This window comes from Williamsia sp., from assembly GCF_016462415.1.
In the GTDB taxonomy this organism is placed as follows: domain Bacteria; phylum Actinomycetota; class Actinomycetes; order Mycobacteriales; family Mycobacteriaceae; genus Williamsia_A.
Genome location: NZ_JAEMTF010000064.1, coordinates 1 through 18461, shown reverse-complemented (window position 1 = coordinate 18461; position 18461 = coordinate 1). Strand labels below are relative to the sequence as shown.

20 protein-coding genes are annotated in these 18461 nt (G+C 67.7%); 12 read left to right on the top strand and 8 right to left on the bottom strand.

Annotation, left to right across the window (positions count from 1 at the left end; translation table 11 throughout):
* The 4 genes from JHC79_RS15540 to JHC79_RS15525 form a co-directional block, all read left to right on the top strand.
* Positions 1–226: GTP-binding protein (locus JHC79_RS15540; RefSeq protein ID WP_296392374.1), on the top strand; the 226-nt coding region annotated here is incomplete at its 5' end.
* Entirely contained in the window at positions 223–498 is a 276-nt protein-coding gene (locus JHC79_RS15535) for a DUF3253 domain-containing protein (RefSeq protein ID WP_296392372.1), read from the top strand. The genes JHC79_RS15540 and JHC79_RS15535, both read left to right, overlap by 4 nt.
* A 213-nt stretch (positions 499–711) precedes the next feature.
* The gene (locus JHC79_RS15530) at positions 712–1878 is read left to right on the top strand and encodes an N-acetylmuramoyl-L-alanine amidase (protein WP_296392370.1); all 1167 of its coding nucleotides are present in this window, start codon (positions 712–714) and stop codon (positions 1876–1878) included.
* A gap of 67 nt (positions 1879–1945) precedes the next feature.
* A complete protein-coding gene (locus JHC79_RS15525; RefSeq protein ID WP_296392368.1) occupies positions 1946–2857 on the top strand; it encodes an SDR family oxidoreductase in 912 nt (303 codons plus the stop codon).
* On the opposite strand, the gene nadE is transcribed toward JHC79_RS15525, so the two are convergent.
* Positions 2817–3650 carry an ammonia-dependent NAD(+) synthetase gene (gene nadE, locus JHC79_RS15520; protein WP_296392366.1) on the bottom strand — a complete coding sequence of 278 codons (834 nt, stop codon included), beginning with the start codon at positions 3648–3650 and terminating at the stop codon, positions 2817–2819. The two genes, JHC79_RS15525 and nadE, sit on opposite strands and share 41 nt — an antisense overlap.
* Before the next feature lie 42 nt (positions 3651–3692).
* Here nadE and JHC79_RS15515 point away from each other — a divergent pair, with 42 nt between their 5' ends.
* Complete coding sequence (locus JHC79_RS15515) at positions 3693–4469, top strand: fructosamine kinase family protein (RefSeq protein WP_296392364.1); 777 nt, start codon at positions 3693–3695, stop codon at positions 4467–4469.
* A gap of 33 nt (positions 4470–4502) precedes the next feature.
* Here the strand turns inward: JHC79_RS15515 and JHC79_RS15510 are convergent, their stop codons facing one another.
* Together JHC79_RS15510 and rmuC are read right to left on the bottom strand one after the other, a co-directional pair.
* Positions 4503–5444, bottom strand: coding sequence for a DUF6542 domain-containing protein (locus tag JHC79_RS15510; protein WP_296392362.1), 942 nt, complete (start codon positions 5442–5444; stop codon positions 4503–4505).
* Between the two features lie 59 nt (positions 5445–5503).
* Complete coding sequence (gene rmuC, locus JHC79_RS15505) at positions 5504–6619, bottom strand: DNA recombination protein RmuC (RefSeq protein ID WP_296392360.1); 1116 nt, start codon at positions 6617–6619, stop codon at positions 5504–5506.
* A 145-nt stretch (positions 6620–6764) separates the two neighbouring features.
* Between rmuC and JHC79_RS15500 the strand changes: the two genes are divergently transcribed.
* Positions 6765–7703 (top strand): arabinofuranosidase, encoded by a 939-nt coding sequence (locus JHC79_RS15500; RefSeq protein ID WP_296392357.1) that lies wholly within the window; start codon positions 6765–6767, stop codon positions 7701–7703.
* Positions 7704–7724: 21 nt separating this feature from the next.
* Here the strand turns inward: JHC79_RS15500 and JHC79_RS15495 are convergent, their stop codons facing one another.
* From JHC79_RS15495 to JHC79_RS15480, 4 genes are all read right to left on the bottom strand, one after another.
* Complete coding sequence (locus JHC79_RS15495; RefSeq protein WP_296392355.1) at positions 7725–8243, bottom strand: methylated-DNA--[protein]-cysteine S-methyltransferase; 519 nt, start codon at positions 8241–8243, stop codon at positions 7725–7727.
* Positions 8240–9793 carry an AlkA N-terminal domain-containing protein gene (locus JHC79_RS15490; RefSeq protein ID WP_296392353.1) on the bottom strand — a complete coding sequence of 518 codons (1554 nt, stop codon included), beginning with the start codon at positions 9791–9793 and terminating at the stop codon, positions 8240–8242. The genes JHC79_RS15495 and JHC79_RS15490 overlap by 4 nt, the downstream gene beginning before the upstream one ends.
* Before the next feature lie 67 nt (positions 9794–9860).
* Positions 9861–10046, bottom strand: coding sequence for a YbdD/YjiX family protein (locus JHC79_RS15485; RefSeq protein WP_296392391.1), 186 nt, complete (start codon positions 10044–10046; stop codon positions 9861–9863).
* 38 nt (positions 10047–10084) lie between these two features.
* Positions 10085–12367, bottom strand: coding sequence for a carbon starvation CstA family protein (locus JHC79_RS15480; protein ID WP_296392351.1), 2283 nt, complete (start codon positions 12365–12367; stop codon positions 10085–10087).
* Between the two features lie 143 nt (positions 12368–12510).
* On the opposite strand from JHC79_RS15480, the gene JHC79_RS15475 reads away from it, so the two are divergent.
* A complete protein-coding gene (locus tag JHC79_RS15475) occupies positions 12511–12768 on the top strand; it encodes a hypothetical protein (RefSeq protein WP_296392349.1) in 258 nt (85 codons plus the stop codon).
* Positions 12769–12777: 9 nt separating this feature from the next.
* Here JHC79_RS15475 and JHC79_RS15470 read toward each other — a convergent pair whose 3' ends face one another.
* Positions 12778–13968 (bottom strand): PQQ-dependent sugar dehydrogenase, encoded by a 1191-nt coding sequence (locus JHC79_RS15470; RefSeq protein WP_296392346.1) that lies wholly within the window; start codon positions 13966–13968, stop codon positions 12778–12780.
* Between the two features lie 220 nt (positions 13969–14188).
* Between JHC79_RS15470 and JHC79_RS15465 the strand changes: the two genes are divergently transcribed.
* From JHC79_RS15465 to ychF, 5 genes are read left to right on the top strand one after another with little or no spacing between them, the layout of a single operon-like run.
* The gene (locus JHC79_RS15465) at positions 14189–14467 is read left to right on the top strand and encodes a Rho termination factor N-terminal domain-containing protein (protein WP_296392344.1); all 279 of its coding nucleotides are present in this window, start codon (positions 14189–14191) and stop codon (positions 14465–14467) included.
* A 45-nt stretch (positions 14468–14512) separates the two neighbouring features.
* Positions 14513–15070 (top strand): type 1 glutamine amidotransferase domain-containing protein, encoded by a 558-nt coding sequence (locus JHC79_RS15460; RefSeq protein WP_296392342.1) that lies wholly within the window; start codon positions 14513–14515, stop codon positions 15068–15070.
* 9 nt (positions 15071–15079) lie between these two features.
* On the top strand, positions 15080–16042 hold the full coding sequence (locus JHC79_RS15455) for a TIGR03557 family F420-dependent LLM class oxidoreductase (protein WP_296392388.1): 963 nt from the start codon (positions 15080–15082) through the stop codon (positions 16040–16042).
* Positions 16043–16064: 22 nt separating this feature from the next.
* Positions 16065–17264 carry an AI-2E family transporter gene (locus JHC79_RS15450; protein WP_296392341.1) on the top strand — a complete coding sequence of 400 codons (1200 nt, stop codon included), beginning with the start codon at positions 16065–16067 and terminating at the stop codon, positions 17262–17264.
* Between the two features lie 48 nt (positions 17265–17312).
* Positions 17313–18392 carry a redox-regulated ATPase YchF gene (gene ychF / locus JHC79_RS15445; protein ID WP_296392339.1) on the top strand — a complete coding sequence of 360 codons (1080 nt, stop codon included), beginning with the start codon at positions 17313–17315 and terminating at the stop codon, positions 18390–18392.
* Positions 18393–18461: the final 69 nt, after the last annotated feature.

Here is an 18461-nt window from a genome sequence, read left to right as displayed (position 1 = left end):
CGGTCGCTACGTCGTGCACGGCGTCGGCGGTCACATCAGCGTCACCGCCACACGCTGGGCCCCCGACGAGTCGCCGACGACACACCTGACGGTGATCGGAGCGGGGGTCGACGTCGACGAGGTCCGGGCGGCAATCGAGGCCACCGTCGCCGGCGACCGGTCGACCGATCGGCAGTCGATGCTCGCCATCACGCGCTACCAGCAGCAGGGAAGGCGGGCGTCATGACCGACGATCCGACATCGGTGACCGAGGCCGATCTAGAAAGCGCCATCTCCGACCTGCTCGACGCCCGCGCCGTGACCTCGTCGATCTGCCCGTCGGACGCCGCACGGGCCGTCGCCCCGACGAACTGGCGGCCCCTGATGGAGCCCGTCCGTCAGGCGGCGAACCGGCTGATGGCGGCCGGGGAGGTCGAGATCACCCAGCGGGGAGCCGTGGTGGACCCGGCCACCGTGAAGGGTCCCATCCGGATCCGTCGACCCCGCTCGGACGGCTAGATCTGCCGATCGGTCGGCTGAACCAACGATTGAGCATCGGCTCGGTCACGGCGAGACAACGAATGGTCGATCTCGGAGATCGGGTTGGCCCCCGACTCTCAAGTACTGGTTCACTGTTACACCAGTGACCTATGTGGCTCCTGTTGTTTGGGGGTCCGTGTGATCGACAATGAGAGGAGAGCCGCACCGGCCCGTGGTCGGTGCGCATCTGCCATGACCCGTACTCCGTTTGGTCCCCACCGAGTCCGTGCCGCGGGAACGGCGATCGTCGCCGGTACCGCTGCGGTCGTACTCGCCGCCGGAGTGGTGTCGATGCCGTCGATCGCCTCCGCCGCCCCTGCTCCTGCACCCACCCCGGCCGCCCCGTCGTCATCGGCCCCGGCTGCGCCGTCCAGCACGGCCCCGGCCGCGCCCGCACCCGAACAGAAGAACGCACTGGCGAGCAAGACCGTCTTCCTCGACCCCGGGCACCAGGGGTCGGCCGCGGGCAACGACCTGCGCAAGCAGGTCCCGGACGGTCGCGGTGGCAAGAAGGACTGCCAGACCACCGGAGCTGTCGGCGTCAACAAGGCCGCCGAGCACACCGTCAACTGGGATGTGGTCCAGCTGGTCAAGGCCGGTCTGGAGAGCCAGGGCGCCAAGGTCGTCCTCTCCCGCGCCGACGACAAGGGGTGGGGTGGATGCGTCGACGAGCGCGCCAACGCCGCCAACGCGTCCAAGGCCGACCTCGCCGTGAACGTCCACGCCGACTCGACCTCGACCACCGCGGACCCCGCGAAGAAGGGCTTCCACATCATCGTGCCGAAGCTGCCGGTGCCGGATCCGACGGTGAGCCTCGTGCAGTCGACGACCGGCCGAAAGGCCGCCGAGACCATGCGCGACTCGTTCAAGGCGGCAGGCTTCCCGCCCGCCAACTACGCGGGTGTCAACGACGGCCTGCAGGCGCGATCGGACATCGCCGCGGTGAACCTCACCAAGGTCCCCGACGTCTTCATCGAGATGGGCAACCTGGCCAACCCGGCCGAGGCCGACGCCCTCGCGGGCAAGACCGGGCAGGTCAAGTACGCCGTCGCGATCATCGACGGCATCGCCAAGACCCTGCTGGCCGCCCCGAAGACCTCGCCCTTGAGCCCGAGTCTGCCGCAGGGCAGCGAGAACACACCGTCGACCGGCGAGACACCCCCGGCGTCGACATCGAACGGTCTCGACCTGAGTGGACTGCAGGCGCTCATCCCGCTGATCGGTCAGCTCGTGCAGACCAAGGACCCGTCGGCCATCCTGAGCCTGCTGCAGACCCAGGGGCAGGACGCGTCGTCGCAGGTGCTCAAGTCGCTGCTGTCGGTGGTCTACTCGGCCTTCGGTGGCAAGCTCCCGATCTGAGCGACTCCGTCCCCGTCGGCTGATCAGGGTCAGGTGCTCGGGCCGTACGAGCATCTACGCTGCAGGCATGAGCGTGCGTGATCTCCTCGTCATGGCCACACCGGTGCCGTCACTGAACGACAAGTACGTCGTGGTGACCGGGGCTGCAGGCGGTATCGGCCGCGCGACCGCGCTCGAGGCCGCGCGGCGCGGTGCGCGGGTGATCGTCACCGACATCAACGCCGAACAGCTCGCGTCCACCGTCGCGGAGATCGGTTCCGCCGGTGGCATGGTTGCCCACTCCGAGGCCGGCGACGTCACCGACATCGACTGGGTCCGTGCCTTCGCCGCGCGCGTCGAGTCCGAACACGGGGTCGTCGACGTGCTGTGCAACGTCGCGGGCGTCTCGGCCTGGGGGACCGTCGAGAACCTCACGCACGAGACGTGGAAGAAGATGGTCGACATCAACCTGATGGGACCGATCCATTTCATCGAGTGCTTCGTCCCGGGCATGGTCCGTCGCGGACAGGGCGGGCACCTGGTGAACGTCTCTTCGGCCGCCGGCCTCATGGCGTTGCCGTGGCACTCCGCCTACAGCGCCAGCAAATTCGGGATCCGCGGAGTCTCGGAGGTGCTGCGCTTCGACCTGCGCCGACATGGCATCGGGGTGTCGCTGGTCTGTCCCGGCGCCGTCGCCACCCCACTGGTCGGGACCGTCGACATCGCCGGCGTCGACAGGGAGAACCCACGCATCAAGGCGGCCATCCGACACTTCGAGAAGCGCGCGGTCAGTCCGGAGACGGCGGCGAACGCACTGCTGGCCGGGGTGACGAAGAACCGATTCCTCGTCTACACGTCCACCGACATCCGCTTCGGGTACTGGATGTCGCGAAAGTTCGCGCTGCCCTACGAGATCGCGATGCGGGTGGCCAACGATCGATTCGACCGACTGGCGCGGCTCAGCGCGGTGGAGTCGTCCACCAGTCGTCGAACGGGGTGACCGGGACGGTGCGCTTGTGTCGGGTGTTGGTGAACAGCGTCTCGATGCGCTCGGCGACATGGTCGTCCACGTCGTGGCCCTCGAGGTAGTCGTCGATCTGCGCGTAGGTCACACCGAGCGCCTCCTCGTCCGGTAGCGCCGGCCGGTCGTCCTCGAGATCGGCCGTCGGGACCTTCGAGGTGACCGAGTCCGGTGCGTCGAGGTGACGCAGGATCTGTGCGCCCTGTCGCTTGCTCAGGCCCGTGAGAGGCGTGAGGTCGACGCCGCCGTCGCCGAACTTCGTGAAGAACCCGCTGACCGCCTCCGCGGCGTGGTCGGTGCCGACCACCAACAGGGACTCCTGACCGGCGATCGCGTACTGCAGGATCATCCGCTGTCGGGCCTTGATGTTGCCGCGCACGAAGTCCCGTAGGGGAGCGCCCACCGCGTCACCGGCGACGGTGGCGGTCGCGTCGGCCCCGGGCTTGACGTTCGCCACGACCGAGCGATCCGGGGCGATGAAGGTCAGCGCGATCTGGGCGTCGTCCTCATCGGCCTGCGTGCCGTAGGGCAGGCGCACCGCGACGAACGTGGCCTCGGTTCCCTCCGAACGCAATTCCGTCGCCGCGGTCTGGCACAGCGCACCGGCGAGCGTACTGTCCTGGCCGCCGCTGATACCCAGGACGAAGCCCTTCGCCCCGCTCGCCAGGAGGTAGGACTTGAGAAAATCGACCCGCCGTCGGACCTCGGTGGCCGGGTCGATCTCGGCCGAGACCTCGAGCTCGGTGATGATGGACTTCTGCAGACGCCTCATCGTCCCCATGGTAAACAAGGTCGGCGTGGCACGCTGGAGTCGATGAGCAGCGATGTCCACACCAAACACCGTTCCGACGTCCACCCGGACTTCTTCGCCGCCGAGGCCGCCGGACTGCGGTGGCTGGCGGCCGCGGGGGCGCCCGTCGTGGAGGTGGTGGACGTGGCCGCCGACCGGATCGAACTGCGCCGACTCCGCGAGACCGCCCCGACGCGCGGGGCGGCCGAACGGTTCGGCGCGGCCCTGTCCGCCATGCACGACGCCGGCGCCGACCACTTCGGCAGCCCGCCCGAGGGATTCACCGGGCAGACCTTCATCGGCAGCCGAGAGCAGGACTCGATCCCCACCGATTCGTGGGGTGAGTTCTACGCCCACACGCGGGTGTTGGCCTTCGTCGATCCGGCCGTGGCCGCGGGGAATCTGACCCGGTCGGACGAGGCCGTGGTGCGCGAGGCCTGCGAACGCATCGCGTCCGGCGACCTCGACCCCGAGCCGGGCGGTCCCGACGAGAACCCCGCCCGCCTCCACGGCGACCTGTGGACGGGCAACGTGCTGTGGACGCCCGACGGGGTGGTGATGATCGACCCGGCTGCGCACGGCGGACACCGCGAGACCGACCTGGCCATGCTGGCCCTGTTCGGATGCCCGCTGCTCGACGAGATCGTCGAGGGATACCAGAGCAGGAGACCGCTGGCCTCGGGGTGGGAGCAGCGGATCCCGTTGCATCAGCTCCACCCGCTCGCCGTCCACGCCGCCGGTCACGGACCCGGATACGGCCGTCGGTTGGGCACGGCCGCGCGGGCGACGCTCGCGTTGTGAGTGAGGATCGTCAGGATGTGCGGGCAGATTGCGTCAGGGGTTGGCGCCGCGGTACCGCGCGCGCGGTGCCGACGGCGGCCGGAAGTCGTCGAGGGGGTCCGGACGCGGCCGACGGGGCGGCAACCGTCCGGGCTGATCGCGCGTGGGCTCGGCGACGGGGCCGTCCACAGCGCGTCGGTGGCCGCTCGGGCGTGGTCGTTGCTCGCGGGGCAGGTCGTCCCGGTCGCGCGGAACCGCCGAGCGCAGCGGCTCGCGGGAACCGGTTGGGCGCTCGACGCGACGTCGGGTCGGGGGCTGGACGCGGGTCGGTTCGTCCGTCGACCGGCGCGACGTTCGACCGGCGCCGTCATGCTTGGTCGCGGTCGTCTCGCCGGGTCGGGACCGGCGGCGAGCGTCCGCGCCGTCGTCACGTCGCGTGTCGGATGTACGTGCTCGCGACCGCGCCCCGGAACCTGCGGTCTCCGGGCGGGTCGTGCGTGCTCGGGTTGTCCCGGTCGGCCGATCCGCACGACGTCTCTGTGACCGCTTCGGTGACTTGTCGGCGATCGACCGTGTGAGAAACCATCGACCGACTCCGAGGAGCAGCACCGCAGCGAAGGTCCAGGCCATCAGCGGGAACAACTTCGCGATCGGCAGCAGCACGTTGATGATGAGGTCCTTGAGCCCGCCGTCGGTTCCGACCTTGCTCAGATAGAAGACGACGGCGACACCGAAGGCGATCAGCGGCGGCTGGGTGACCGCGGTGAACAGCGACCGTCGGCGGGCGAGCAGCACGGCCGCCACACAGCCGACGAAATAGAGCACGCGGAACACGGTTCCGACCTCGGTCTGTCCGGACCCGTCGATGACCGCACCGACAACGGTGGGCACCAGAGCGACCAGGACCGCTCCCCACCAGGGCACGCCGCGCACGGTCGGGAGCACCGATTGCTGTTCCGTGGGGATCCCGGAACGCGTCTGTTGGGCAGAGAGCACGCCTAGACGGTACCGGTAGACGCTGAGAATCCCCGTATGACCACGCGCGATCGGCGACGTCAGTGCGAGTCGGCCCCACGAACGGCGCGCACATCGGAGTCGATCGGTGCGACGGAGGACGGGGTGTCGTCCCCGGATCCGTAGAACGCGTCGAGGTCACCGAGCTTGCGGGCGGTGACCATCACCCGCGATTCCATCGCACCCACGGTGGCGTTGAAGGACTCGACCGTGCGGCCGATGGAACTGCCGAGACGGTCGAGATGCGACGTCATCGTGGCAAGCCGGTGGTAGAGCTCACGGCCGAGGCTGTGTATCTGTTCGGCGTCACGGGCCATCGCGTCCTGCCGCCACGACAGCGCCACGGTGCGCAGGAGCGCCACGAGACTGCTCGGGGTGGCGAGCACGACGTTGCGTCCGAACGCGTACTCCACCAGATCGAGATCGACGCGGCAGGCTGCCTCGAGCATCTGATCGCTGGGGATGAACAGCACCACCAACTCCGGTGACCGCGCCATCTCCCGCCAGTACTCCTTGGCCGAGAGTGCGGTGACGTGCGCCCGCACCGCGCGGGCATGGTCGCCCAGGAAACGACGCTCGACCACGGTGTCGTCGGTGGCGACCGCCTCGAGGTAGGCCTGCAGCGGCACCTTGGCGTCGATGACGATGTCGCGTTCGGCGGGCAGGTGCACCACGAGATCGGGACGGGCCCCGGACGCGCTGGTCTGTTGTTCGGTGAAATCGCAGTACTTGCTGAGACCGGCCGCCTCGACGACCTTCTGTAGGTGCATCTCGCCCCACCGACCCCGGAGCTGCGGGGTGTGCAGGGCGTTGGCCAGCCGCTGCGTGTGTGCCCCGAGCTGCGCCGATGCGGCGCGCATCCCCGTGACCTGCTCGCTCAACCCGGCGAACGAGCTGATCCGTCCGCGTTCGACGCGTCGCAGTTCGTCCTGGAGTCGGTCGAGCGTCTCGTGCAGTGGACCGACGATGTGCGCGACCTGCGATCCGATCGCACCGGACTGTCGGCGGGCCGCGTCCTCACTCGCCGAGGCGAGGGCCTGGGACAGCAGTGCGTGACTCTCTCGGATCGCAGTGGTGCGCATCGCGTAGACCCACCAGCCGGCGCCGAATCCGACGGCCAGTCCGATGGCCAGGGCGACAACGGTGGAGACACTCATGATGGGCATGGTGCCTGTGCGGTACGACAAGCGACGAGGGGGCGGTGATGCTCGATGTTGCAATTTCGTACGATTGTGGCGCGAGTGGCGTGTCGTACGTGATACTTCATCGGTGATTCGACTACGAGCTGCCAGTGTCACCGCCATGTCGACGGTGGTGCTCGTCATCGCCGGTCTGCTCATCGCGCCCCCGGCCATCAGCGGTGCTGCACCGTCCGGTCTGCGCTACACGGTGGTCGGGTTCGAAACCGGCAACCCCCGCTCCATGGACGTCTACGAGTCGTCGGACGCCACGACGTTCACGCTCGCCCGCAACGGTGCGTATCAACCCACCACCGGCGTCGTACGCGACCCGAGCATCTTCCGCAGCGCAGACGGGGTGTACCACCTCACGTACACCACGGGTGGGGCCAAGATCGGTTTCGCGACCAGCACCGACCGCATCAACTGGACCTCGACGGGGGACGTTCCGGTGCCACTGTGCTGTGCGTTCCTCCCCGGTACCGGCGACGGCAAGGGTCCGAGCCTGCCGTTCCCCTTCACCGGCTCCGCAGGGGCCAAGGGCGGTCCGTCGCTGTCGCCCTTCGTCACCAAGGCGTGGGCGCCGGACTGGTTCGTCGAGGGCGGTCGGGTGAGCGTGATCCTGTCGCTGTCCACCGGCGGCGGTTTCGTGCCCTACGTGATGACGGCACTGGACTCGTCGTTGCGTCGCTGGGGACTGCCGCGGCTGATGAACGGCATCAACGCCGACCACATCGACACCACCGTGATCAAGGTCGGGTCGACCTACCACGCCTTCACCAAGAACGAGACCAAGAAGATCATCGACCATGCGGTCGCGCCCACCCTCTACGGGCCGTATCGCTATGTGCCATACGGGAACTGGGGAACGCTGCGTGAAGGCCCCGCGGTGACCCAGCTCCCGAACGGCGACTATCGCGTCTACTACGACGCCTACCGCGAGAACAAGTACTTCTACTCCGACAGCAGCGACGGCCTGCAGACCTTCTCGCCCCCGAGAGAGGTCCCCGGCCTCTCCGGCAAGGTCCATCACATCGGCGTGCTCTCCGAGCAGGTGGGCTGAGCGCCGTCGGCCGCGATCACGTCAGGCGGCGGCCTTCGCGGAGTGTTCGGCCTCGTGGGCGATCAGTGCACGTTTGATGTCGAGCCCGTAGCGGAATCCGCCGAGTGTGCCGTCCCGGCGCTGAACGCGGTGGCACGGCACGAACAAGGCTGCTGCGTTGCGCGCGCAGGTGGTCGCCGCGGCTCGATGTGCGGCCCCGTTGCCGGCACGCTCGGCCAGTTCGCTGTAGGTGACCTGCCTGCCCGGCGTGACGCGTCGCAACACGTCCCAGGCGTGGGTGACGAATTCGCCCGAGAGTTGCCGGACCGGGACGTCGTCGATGGCGGTGACATCGCCTTCGTCGTACCGGACCGCCGCGGTGCTGATCGAGCCGAGATCGTCGATGTGGGTGAGTGTCTCGGGGCGTAGTGCGGGATGGATCAACGCGTTCAGGTACTGCGGGTCCTGCGTCCACCCCGAGGCCAGGACGGTGCCCTCGTCAGCGATGACGGTGAACGGTCCGGTCGACAGTGAGATGGTCGTCCAGTGTGCGGTGCTCATGGGTTCTCCTCGGTGGGGGACGGTTCTGGGGGTGACGGTGTCGTGATGAATGGACGCGCGGAACGCAGAAGTGGTTCCGTCTCGCGCAGTGCGTCGTGCCAGAGATGCATCGACACATACGATCGCCACGGCGACCACCGTTGCGAGTCGGTCAGGTCGATGTCGATCGCCTCGGCCCGGCGTCTGAGGATGAGGTCGGTGTCGAGCAGGACGTCGGGGTCGCCGAGCACCCGCATGACGACGTAGTCGGCGGTCCATCGACCGATACCCGGCAGGGCCATCAGCGATGCCTTCAGCTCGGCGGCGGGCATCCCCGGGTGCAGGGCGACCTTGCCGTCGGCGACGGAGCGGGCGACGTCGATGATCGACGCGACGCGGCGTCGCGGGCCGGTCAGCACCTCCGAGCCCCGCTCGGCGATCGCCGCGGCGGTGGGGAACAGGTGGGTCACCTGTCCGTGCGGGGTGGCCAGGGGCTCGCCGAGGGCCGCGACCAGGCGCCGTCCGTGGGTGCGGGCGGCGGCCAGGCTGATCTGCTGGCCCAGCATCGTGCGGATCAGCATCTCCACCGGGTCGACGGCGCCCGGGACACGGATCCCCGGACAGTTGGCGACGAGTGGACGCATCTGCGGATCAGCGCCCAGGGCGTCGTCGACCGCGGCGATGTCGGCGTCGAGATCGAGCATCCGGCGCAGCCGGTGCACCGCGGTGCCCAGATCGTGCATGTCGACCTGGCCGATGTCGGCGATGACGTGGTCGTCGTGGAGCGTGACCGAGACGGCGGCCGGCCCGTGGGGGAGGGCGATGGCCCGGTGGTAGGTGCCGTCCCGGAAGTCCTCGAGTCCCTCGATGACGTGGGCCGCGAGGAACCAGCTGAGCCACGCCGACGAGAAGGGTTGACGCACGCTCAGTTTCAGACTGACCCGGACCGGTGTGTGATCGTCGGACGCCCGGCGGACGGGGTGTCGACCGCGGCGCCGTCGCAGTTCGGTGGGGCTGAGTGCGAAGACCTCGCGGATGGTGTCGTTGAACTGCCGCACACTGGCGAAGCCCGCCGCGAAGGCGATGTCGGCCATCGACATCGGGGTGCACTCGATGAGGATGCGGGCGTTGGTCGCGCGGTTGGCCCGGGCCAACGCGAGTGGGCCCGCCCCGAGTTCCTCGGTCAGCACCCGGTTGAGTTGTCGCGACGAGTAGCCCAGCGCGGTGGCCAGACCGTCCACCCCGGCTCGATCCACGAGTCCGTCCCCGATCAGTCGCATGGCGCGCGACGCCAGATCGGAGTTCAGGTTCCACCGCGGGGAACCGGGTACCGCGTCCGGCAGGCAGCGACGGCACGCCCGGAAACCACCCTGCTGAGCGGCGGCCGCGGTGATCACGAAGTCGACGTTCTCCGGGTGCGGTGTCACCGCGGGACAGGATGGGCGGCAGTAGATCCCGGTGGTGCGGACCGCGACGAAGAACTGGCCGTCGAATCGGGTGTCCCGCGACGACAACGCGCGGTAGCACCGCTCGAAGTCGAGGTCGGCCGATGTGGCCACTGACGGTGTCATGACTCCACTGTGTCAGTGGCCGCCCGGATGTACTAGCGGGAATCGGACGCGGGCGTGGCGGTATCGCCTAGCAGCACCGACCCTGGGGATTCGCCTCCTGCTCGTCGTGCCGCATCCGCCAGTAATCACGTTCGGAGAGCACCGCGGTTCCCGGGTGTCGGGCGTGGTGGTGGGCGACGTAGCGCCGGTAGTCGTGATCACCCATCACCGCCCCGACGTACGACCAGGCCCGCGAGAGTGCGCGGGCCAGCATGACCTGACCGTTTCCGCCCTGGTTCGTCATGTCGGCGGTCACTTCAAGGACTCGGTGGGGTGGTCGCCGTCGGTCGACGAGGCACGGTACTCGACCCACTCCTTCTCGACCGCCTTCTCCGTCGGTGTCGCGATCATGCCGCTGGGGGCGAACAGCTTCGAGGGCACCGGTTCGTCCTCGGTGGTCGGGAGACTGCCCGCACGGACCGCCTTGACGCACACCCACGCACCGGCGAGGGCGACGATGATGACCAGCACCGCGAAGACGATCGACAGCGTGCCCTGGATGAACGTATTACGGATGACGGCGTCCATCTGCTCCGGCGTCGTGGCCGTCTTGAACGACTGCTCACCCGCGTCCTTCGCGTTCTGGAATGCATCGTGGTTGGCCCAGTAGCCGATCGCCTCGTTGGACGAGAAGATCTTCTGGTACGACGCGGTCATGGTGACCGCCAGATCCCAGACCAGTGGCAGACCCGGGATCCAGGCCCATTTGAACAGGCCCTTCTTCACCACGACCACCAGGACGACGGTCAGGGCGACGGCGGCGAGCAACTGGTTGGCGATGCCGAACAGCGGGAACAGGGTGTTGATGCCGCCGAGGGGGTCGGTGACACCCATCAGCAGGATGGCTCCCCAGCCCGCCACCACGATGAAGGTGCACACCCACGCGCCCACACGCCACGACGGGTCGGCGAATCGTTTGCCGCCCTTGATGTTGCTCAGGCCGTCGGAGAGCATGAACCGCGCCACGCGGGTGCCGGCGTCGACCGTGGTGAGGATGAACAGGGCCTCGAACATGATCGCGAAGTGGTACCAGAACGCCTTCAGCGACGACCCGCCGAACGCGTTCTGCAGAGTCTCCGACATTCCCATCGCCAGCGTCGGCGCACCGCCGGTGCGGGAGATCAGTGACGGTTCCTCCACTCCGTCGGCGAAGGCCTGCAGCTCCGCCCCCGACGTCGGTGGTCCCGACAGGTTGAGCGTGTTGTTGGTGTAATCGGCAGCGCTTTCGGCGGTTCCGCCGGTGACACCCTTGGGCGCGTTCATCGCGAAGTAGAGGTGCTGATCCAGGATGCACGCGGTGATCAGCGCCATGATCGCGACGAAGGACTCGACGAGCATGCCGCCGTAGCCGATGATGCGGGCCTGGCTCTCCTTCTCCAGCAACTTCGGTGTGGTGCCGGAGGCGATGAGCGCGTGGAACCCCGAGAGCGCGCCGCACGCGATGGTGATGAACAGGAACGGGAACAGTGAACCCGCGAAGGCCGGACCCTTTCCGTTGGAGGCGAACTCGCTGACCGCGGGGGCGTTCATCACCGGCTGTGCGATGACGATGCCGACGGCGAGCAGTGCGATGGTGCCGACCTTCATGAAGGTCGACAGGTAGTCGCGCGGGGCGAGCACGAGCCAGACCGGCAGCACCGCGGCGGCGAAGCCGTAGATGATGATCGCCCAGCTGAGGAAGACCGGCGAGAGCGTGAACCAGTCCTCGCCCCAGCTGGTCTCGGCGACCCAGCCGCCGGAGATGATCGCCAGCATCAGCAGGACGAAGCCGATCAAGGAGACCTCGGAGATCTTGCCGGGCCGCAGGAACCGCAGGTAGACACCCATGAACACGGCGATCGGCAGTGTCATCGCGAGAGAGAAGACGCCCCAGGGGCTCTCGGCCAGCGCGTTGACGACGACCAGTCCGAGCACGGCGATCAGGATGATCATGATGACGAACACGGCGATGATGGCGGCGAACCCGCCGACGTTGCCCAGTTCGTCCCGGGCCATCTGGCCGAGACTGCGTCCGCGACGACGAGTGGAGATCGACAGCACCAGGTAGTCCTGGACCGCGCCGGCGAACACGACGCCCACGATGATCCAGATGGTCCCGGGCAGGTAGCCCATCTGTGCGGCGAGCACGGGGCCGACGAGCGGGCCGGCGCCGGCGATGGCGGCGAAGTGGTGGCCGAACAGCACACGCCGATCGGTCGGCATGTAGTCCTTGGCGTTGTCCAGGATCTCGGCCGGGGTCGCATGATCGTCGCGCGGCTTGATGACCTTCGTCTCGATCAGGCGTGCGTAGAACCGGTAGGCGACGATGTAGGTGCACAGTGCGGCGAGGACGAACCACACGGCGTTGACGTTCTCACCCCGCACGATGGCGATGACGGCCCATGAGACCGCGCCGATCAGGCCGATGACGGCGAAGAGCAGTCGTTTCTTGACGGTCATCGGCGATCGATCGACGATCGCCACGGGTGGCCGATCCGGATCGGTCTTGATGAGGTCGATGTCCGGGTTGTGCGGACGTTCTGGAGCGAGTGTCACGGGATCCCCTCGGCGGTGTGGGCTGCCATTGTGTGGCGCGCGTCACTATACCGGTGTGACCATGGAGGGATCGACGGCCGTCGGTTTTGACCGTCACCAGCGAATTACGCGACAGATCCGAGTGGACGTGCCATTCTCGTAACATGCGCGTAACACGGAAAAAGGAGCAGGATCGCCCTCTCGCCGAGTTCCCCGGCTGGGGGCTCGAGATCATGATGGGCCTCTACGGCGAGGAGCAGGTCAAGACCGCGTTGTCGTCGGAATCGGTGGACCCGGAGCGACATCGACAGTCACCGCACCCGCCGCATCCGGACGCCGTGCCGACGAGTTCGGAGGCCGCGGAGTTCGACGCCGTGTCGTCGCTGTTCGCGCGGGTACGTCGGATGCGGCGCGGTCGCTGACGAGCGCGATCAGGCGGGGCTGACCTTCAGGATCTTGTCCTGCCCTCCGCCGTTGTCGGTGGTGACCAACAGCGAACCGTCGGGCGTCGGGGTGATCGACCGCAGACGACCCTCGGCGTCGTCGAGCAGATCGACCCGCTCGGTGGTGGTCGTGCCGTCGGCGCCCAGTCGCAGCAACACCAGTCGTTTCGCCTTGAGTGCGCCCATGACGACCATCCCGCTGTAGCGGCCCCAGGCGGGCCCGAGGAAGTCGACGTCGGAGATCGCCAGGGTCGGATCGCCCGAGGACCAGACGGCCGGCGTGGATCCGGGGTGCCGTTCGGTGTCGGTCATCGGCACCGACTCGTCGTAGGAACCGGAACCGGTGTTCGGATCCCATCCGTAGTTCGCCTGCGGCAGAACCTGGTTGAGCTCGTCGTCGATGTCGGGGCCGTGCTCGGTCACGTACAGACGGTCGGTCCCGGGTGCGAAGGCGAGTCCCTGCGGATTGCGGTGACCGTAGTCGTAGACGACGCTGCCTGCGAACGTGCCCGCGGCCGGGGTTCCGTCGGCGTTGACGTGAAGTACCTTGCCGCCCAAGTTCTTCAGATCCTGGGGTGCGGTGGGGTTCGCGGTGTCGCCCGTGGACACGAACAGCGTGCCGTCGGCGGCCGGCAGGATCCGACAGCCGCTGTGCCGTCCGGACGCGCCGAGCGGGATCCCGGTGACCACGTTCTGCACCTGGCGCATCGAGGACCAGTCCGCTGCTGCGGTCCACCGGACCACGCGGACATCGCCGACCGTGCTGGCGAAACACGTGTAGACCGAGCGGCTCTGCGCGAAGTCGCCGGCGAGGGCCAGCCCCATGAACCCGGCTTCTCCCTTGGCGTCGACCCCGGAGGTGTCGGCCTGGACCTGTGCAACGCGTCCGTCGCTGTGCCGCATCATGATCCGCCCGGATCGCTCGCCGGTGACGATGTTCCCGTCGCCGTCGATCGCGACGTCCCACGGGTGGTCCAGGCCGGTCATCACGTCGGTGACCCGCGCCTGCCCGGACGTGGGGGCCGCGCTGCCGGTGGAACCCGACGGCGTGGAGGAGGTCGGTGTCGAGGCGGTGTCACTCGAGCCGTCGCCGCAGGCCGCGACCAGGAGGAACGCCGCGGTGGTGGCCGTGGCGACGGCTGCGCGGCCGCCACCCGCCGGGAATGTCGGGAATCGCATCACCTCCTCGAAAGTACACGTGCACAGCAAGGCCACCACGTCGCTTGACCTGGTCGTGTAGCGTCGACAGGTCAGCCGAGAACGTCGCTGTACACCTGTTTCGCGTAAGTGCCTGTCGCCCATCACCGTCGGCGGTTGCACGTGATCGCACTCCAGACCACATACGGCCCGACGTCCGATGGCGTCGCGGTCAGTGCTCGGACTCGTAGGAGGACGGCAGATGCCCGAGAAGAAATCGGCAGAGTCACAACCTCAGTTGAAAGACCCTGATCTGTACGAGAAGTTGCGGGACGACGGCAACTCCAAGGAGAAGTCGGCCCGCATCTCCAACGCCGCCGCGAACCGCGGACGGTCCGACGTCGGCCATTCCGGCGGTACGTCGCCGTCGTACGAGGAATGGACCGTCGACGAACTCAAGTCCCGGGCGAAAGAGCTTGATCTGCACGGGTACTCGGACATGAACAAGTCCGACCTCGTCGATCTGCTGCGCGACCACTGACACACACCGCCCGTACGACGGCGCGGTCGAGAAGTAAGGAAGTCGATGACCGACAATCTGAACGGTAAGACGATTGCATTCCTCGTTGCCCCCGAGGGCATCGAGCAGGTGGAGCTCACCGAGCCCTGGGAGGCCGTGAAGGAGGCCGGTGGGACACCTCGCCTCGTGTCCACCGTCTCGGGCACCGTCCAGGCCTTCAACCACCTCGATGCGGCTGACACCTTTCCGGTGGACGACACCGTCGAATCGGTCTCGGTCGGCGATTTCGACGGACTGGTACTGCCCGGCGGCGTCGCCAACCCCGATTACCTGCGCACCCAGGAAACCGCGGTCGCTTTCGCCCGCAGCTTCTTCGACGAGGGCAAGCCGGTGGCGGCGATCTGCCACGCACCCTGGACCCTGATCGAGGGTGGGGTTCTGGCCGGCCGCACCATCACCTCATGGCCGAGCCTGCAGACCGACATCCGCAACGCCGGCGGCACCTGGGTCGACGAGGAGGTCGTCGAGTGCACCGCAGGGCCGAACTCGCTGATCACCAGCCGGAACCCGGACGACCTGCCCGCGTTCTGCGCCAAGCTGACCTCGGTCTTCGCGGCGAGCTGAGCCATGCCCTTGAAAATCGGGTTCAAGTTGATGGCCGAGACCTTCGAACCGAGGGAGATCGTCCGCCAGGCGGTCGCGGCCGAACGCGCAGGTTTCGACTTCGTCGAGATCAGTGATCACATCCATCCGTGGCTCTACAGCCACAAACACTCCGGGTTCGCCTGGTCCATGCTCGCCGCGATCGCGGTGCAGACCGAGCGGCTCGAACTGGCCACGGGCGTCACCTGTCCGTTCATCCGGTACCACCCGGCGATCATCGCGCAGGCCGCGGCCACGACGCAGATCCTCGCCGAGGGGCGCTTCACGCTGGGGCTCGGTACCGGCGAGCGCCTGAACGAGCACGTGACCGGCGCTCCGTGGCCGAACGCGCAGATCCGTCAGGAGATGCTGCGCGAGTCGATCGAGGTCATGCGGATGTTGTGGACCGACGGCTACCACTCGTATCGCGGGCAGCACATCACCCTCGACGACGCCCGGATCTTCGACATCCCGGATTCACTGCCACCGATCGTGGTGGCGGCCGGCGGTGCGGAGTCCGCGGCACTCGCCGGCGAAATCGGTGACGGCATCTTCACCACCGAGCCGAAGTCCGACCTCGTCGCCGCCTACGGCGATGCCGGTGGTTCCGGTCCGCGCTACTCCGAGGTGCCGATGGCCTGGGCCACCGACGTCGACACCGCCGTGGCGTCGGCACACGAGAAGTTCCGCTTCGGTCTGACCGGGTGGAAGGTCCAGGCCGAGCTGCCGAACCCGATCAATTTCGAGGCCGCCACGGCGTCGATCCGGCACTCCGATGTCGCCGAGGCGATGTCGTGCGGCCCGGACCTCGACAAGCACGTCGAGGGCGCACGGGGGTTCGTCGACGCGGGATTCGACCATCTCACCCTGCTGAACGCCGGCCCCGACGTGGACGGTTTCCTGGCCGTCTGCGAGTCCGATCTGATCGAGAAAGTCAGATCGCTCGGCAACTGAGGCGATATGTGACGATTGACCCATGACACCTCCGACTCGGGGATCGATCTTCGCGACGCATCTCCGATCGAGTTCGTTGATCGCCGTGCAGTTCGTCGCGGTCGCCGCGGCCCTGTGGATTGTCGGGTGGTTGATCGGCAGAGGGTGGGTGATCATCCTGCCGGTCGTGCTGTCGGTGATCGTCTGCACCGTGCTGTGGCCGCCGGTGAAGTGGTTGCGGCGCAAGGGGCTGCCACCGGCCCTCGCGGTGCTGATCGTGTTGCTCATCGCGGTGGGGGTGGTGGCCGGCGTCATCGCGGCGGTGGCGCCGGGCATCGTCGAGCAGTCCACCGAGCTCGCTGATCGTGCGTCGCAGGGTGTGGTCCAGGTGCAGGACTGGCTGCACGGACCGCCTCTCAACGTCAGCGACGACCAGTTGGACTCGGCGGTCGCCGCGATCACCGACCGCCTCCAGTCGAGCAGCGCTCAGATCGCGTCCGGGCTGTTCACCGGAGTCGGTGCCGCGACGTCTGCGCTGGTCACCCTGTTCACGGTCGTCGTCGCCACGTTCTTCTTCCTCAAGGACGGTCCGCGGTTCATCCCGTGGCTGCGACGCACCGCGGGCATGCCCGCGGCACCGCATCTCGCAGAGGTGCTCAGCCGGGTGTGGGCGACGCTGGGCGGTTTCATCCGGACCCAGGCCCTGGTCAGCCTCGTCGACGCGGTGCTGATCGGTATCGGTCTGGTGATCCTCGGCGTCCCGTTGGCCTACGCGTTGGCGATCATCACGTTCATCGGTGGGTTCATCCCCATCGTGGGCGCGTTCGTCGCCGGTGGTCTGGCGGTGTTGATCGCCCTGGTGTCCAAAGGCGTGGTCACGGCGCTCATCGTGTTGGCGATCATCCTGGCGGTCCAGCAGCTCGAGGGAAATGTGCTCCAGCCGTGGTTGCAGTCGAAGTCGATGAACCTGCATGCGGTGATCGTCCTGCTCGCGGTCACGTTGGGCAGTACCGCGTTCGGCATCATCGGTGCGTTCCTCGCCGTGCCGGTCGCGGCGTCACTGGCCGTGGTCCTGCGCTACTACGGCGAGCAGGTGTCGAAGCGGACGGGCGAGGATGTCGCAGTCGACGACGATGACGCCGAGGCGGACGACACCGATCCGCCGAGCGTGCGGAAAGACACCACCGAGCGTGCCGATACGGTCACCGACAGCTCCGACGGGGACCCCGCACCGGCCACCTGAGGCCACGGGTGCGAGCTGGACCGGTCGCGAAAACTAGACTGGTTCCTCGTGAGCCTCACCCTTGGAATCGTCGGACTGCCCAACGTCGGCAAGTCAACCCTGTTCAACGCCCTGACCCGCAACGATGTGTTGGCCGCGAACTACCCGTTCGCCACCATCGAGCCGAACGTGGGAATGGTGGAGCTGCCCGATTCCCGCCTGGCCCGTCTCGCGGAGATCCACTCGAGTGAGCGCATCCTGCCCGCGACGGTGTCCTTCGTCGACATCGCCGGCATCGTGAAGGGCGCCTCGGAGGGCGAGGGGATGGGCAACCAGTTCCTGGCCAACATCCGCGAGGCGGAGGCGATCTGTCAGGTCGTCCGCGTCTTCGCCGACGACGACGTGGTGCACGTCGACGGCCGGGTCGATCCGCTCGCCGACATCGAGGTGATCGAGACCGAGCTGATCCTGGCCGACATGCAGACGCTCGAGAAGGCGATCCCGCGTCTGGAGAAGGACGCGCGCAAGGACAAGAGCCTGGCCGACTCGCTGGCCGCCGCCCAGAAGGCGCAGGAGCTGCTCAACAGCGGCAAGACGCTGTTCTCGCAGCAGGATTCGATCGACCTCGCCTCACTGCGCGATCTGCATCTGATGACCACGAAGCCGTTCCTCTACGTGTTCAACGCCGACGAGTCGGTGCTGACCGACGAGGCGCGCAAGGACGAGCTGCGTGCGGCCGTCGCCCCTGCCGACGCGGTGTTCCTCGACGCGAAGGTCGAGAGCGAGTTGCTCGAACTCGACGCCGACGATGCCCAGGAACTGCTCGACTCGATCGGTCAGACCGAGCCCGGTCTGCACTCGCTGGCTCGCGCCGGCTTCCACACCCTGGGCCTGCAGACCTACCTCACCGCCGGTCCCAAGGAGTCGCGCGCCTGGACGATCCACAAGGGCGACACGGCCCCCAAGGCGGCCGGCGTCATCCACACGGATTTCGAGAAGGGCTTCATCAAGGCCGAGATCGTGTCGTTCGACGACCTCGATGCCAACGGATCGATGGCCGCGGCCAAGGCTGCCGGCAAGGTGCGCATGGAGGGCAAGGACTACGTCATGTCCGACGGTGACGTGGTCGAGTTCCGCTTCAACGTCTGATCACGGTCTCACCGTCGAATCCGTAGCAGTTCGTATCGCTCAGCGACACAAACTGCTACCGATGGTGGG

Excerpts from the sequence above, each read along its gene's own strand:
- JHC79_RS15535 (WP_296392372.1), top strand. The coding sequence starts at position 223 with ATGACCGACGATCCGACATCGGTGACCGAGGCCGATCTAGAAAGCGCC.
- JHC79_RS15530 (WP_296392370.1), top strand. The coding sequence starts at position 712 with ATGACCCGTACTCCGTTTGGTCCCCACCGAGTCCGTGCCGCGGGAACG.
- JHC79_RS15525 (WP_296392368.1), top strand. The coding sequence starts at position 1,946 with ATGAGCGTGCGTGATCTCCTCGTCATGGCCACACCGGTGCCGTCACTG.
- nadE (WP_296392366.1), bottom strand. The coding sequence starts at position 3,650 with ATGAGGCGTCTGCAGAAGTCCATCATCACCGAGCTCGAGGTCTCGGCC.
- JHC79_RS15515 (WP_296392364.1), top strand. The coding sequence starts at position 3,693 with ATGAGCAGCGATGTCCACACCAAACACCGTTCCGACGTCCACCCGGAC.
- rmuC (WP_296392360.1), bottom strand. The coding sequence starts at position 6,619 with ATGAGTGTCTCCACCGTTGTCGCCCTGGCCATCGGACTGGCCGTCGGA.
- JHC79_RS15500 (WP_296392357.1), top strand. The coding sequence starts at position 6,765 with ATGTCGACGGTGGTGCTCGTCATCGCCGGTCTGCTCATCGCGCCCCCG.
- JHC79_RS15495 (WP_296392355.1), bottom strand. The coding sequence starts at position 8,243 with ATGAGCACCGCACACTGGACGACCATCTCACTGTCGACCGGACCGTTC.
- JHC79_RS15490 (WP_296392353.1), bottom strand. The coding sequence starts at position 9,793 with ATGACACCGTCAGTGGCCACATCGGCCGACCTCGACTTCGAGCGGTGC.
- JHC79_RS15485 (WP_296392391.1), bottom strand. The coding sequence starts at position 10,046 with ATGCTGGCCCGCGCACTCTCGCGGGCCTGGTCGTACGTCGGGGCGGTG.
- JHC79_RS15475 (WP_296392349.1), top strand. The coding sequence starts at position 12,511 with ATGCGCGTAACACGGAAAAAGGAGCAGGATCGCCCTCTCGCCGAGTTC.
- JHC79_RS15470 (WP_296392346.1), bottom strand. The coding sequence starts at position 13,968 with ATGCGATTCCCGACATTCCCGGCGGGTGGCGGCCGCGCAGCCGTCGCC.
- JHC79_RS15465 (WP_296392344.1), top strand. The coding sequence starts at position 14,189 with ATGCCCGAGAAGAAATCGGCAGAGTCACAACCTCAGTTGAAAGACCCT.
- JHC79_RS15460 (WP_296392342.1), top strand. The coding sequence starts at position 14,513 with ATGACCGACAATCTGAACGGTAAGACGATTGCATTCCTCGTTGCCCCC.
- JHC79_RS15450 (WP_296392341.1), top strand. The coding sequence starts at position 16,065 with ATGACACCTCCGACTCGGGGATCGATCTTCGCGACGCATCTCCGATCG.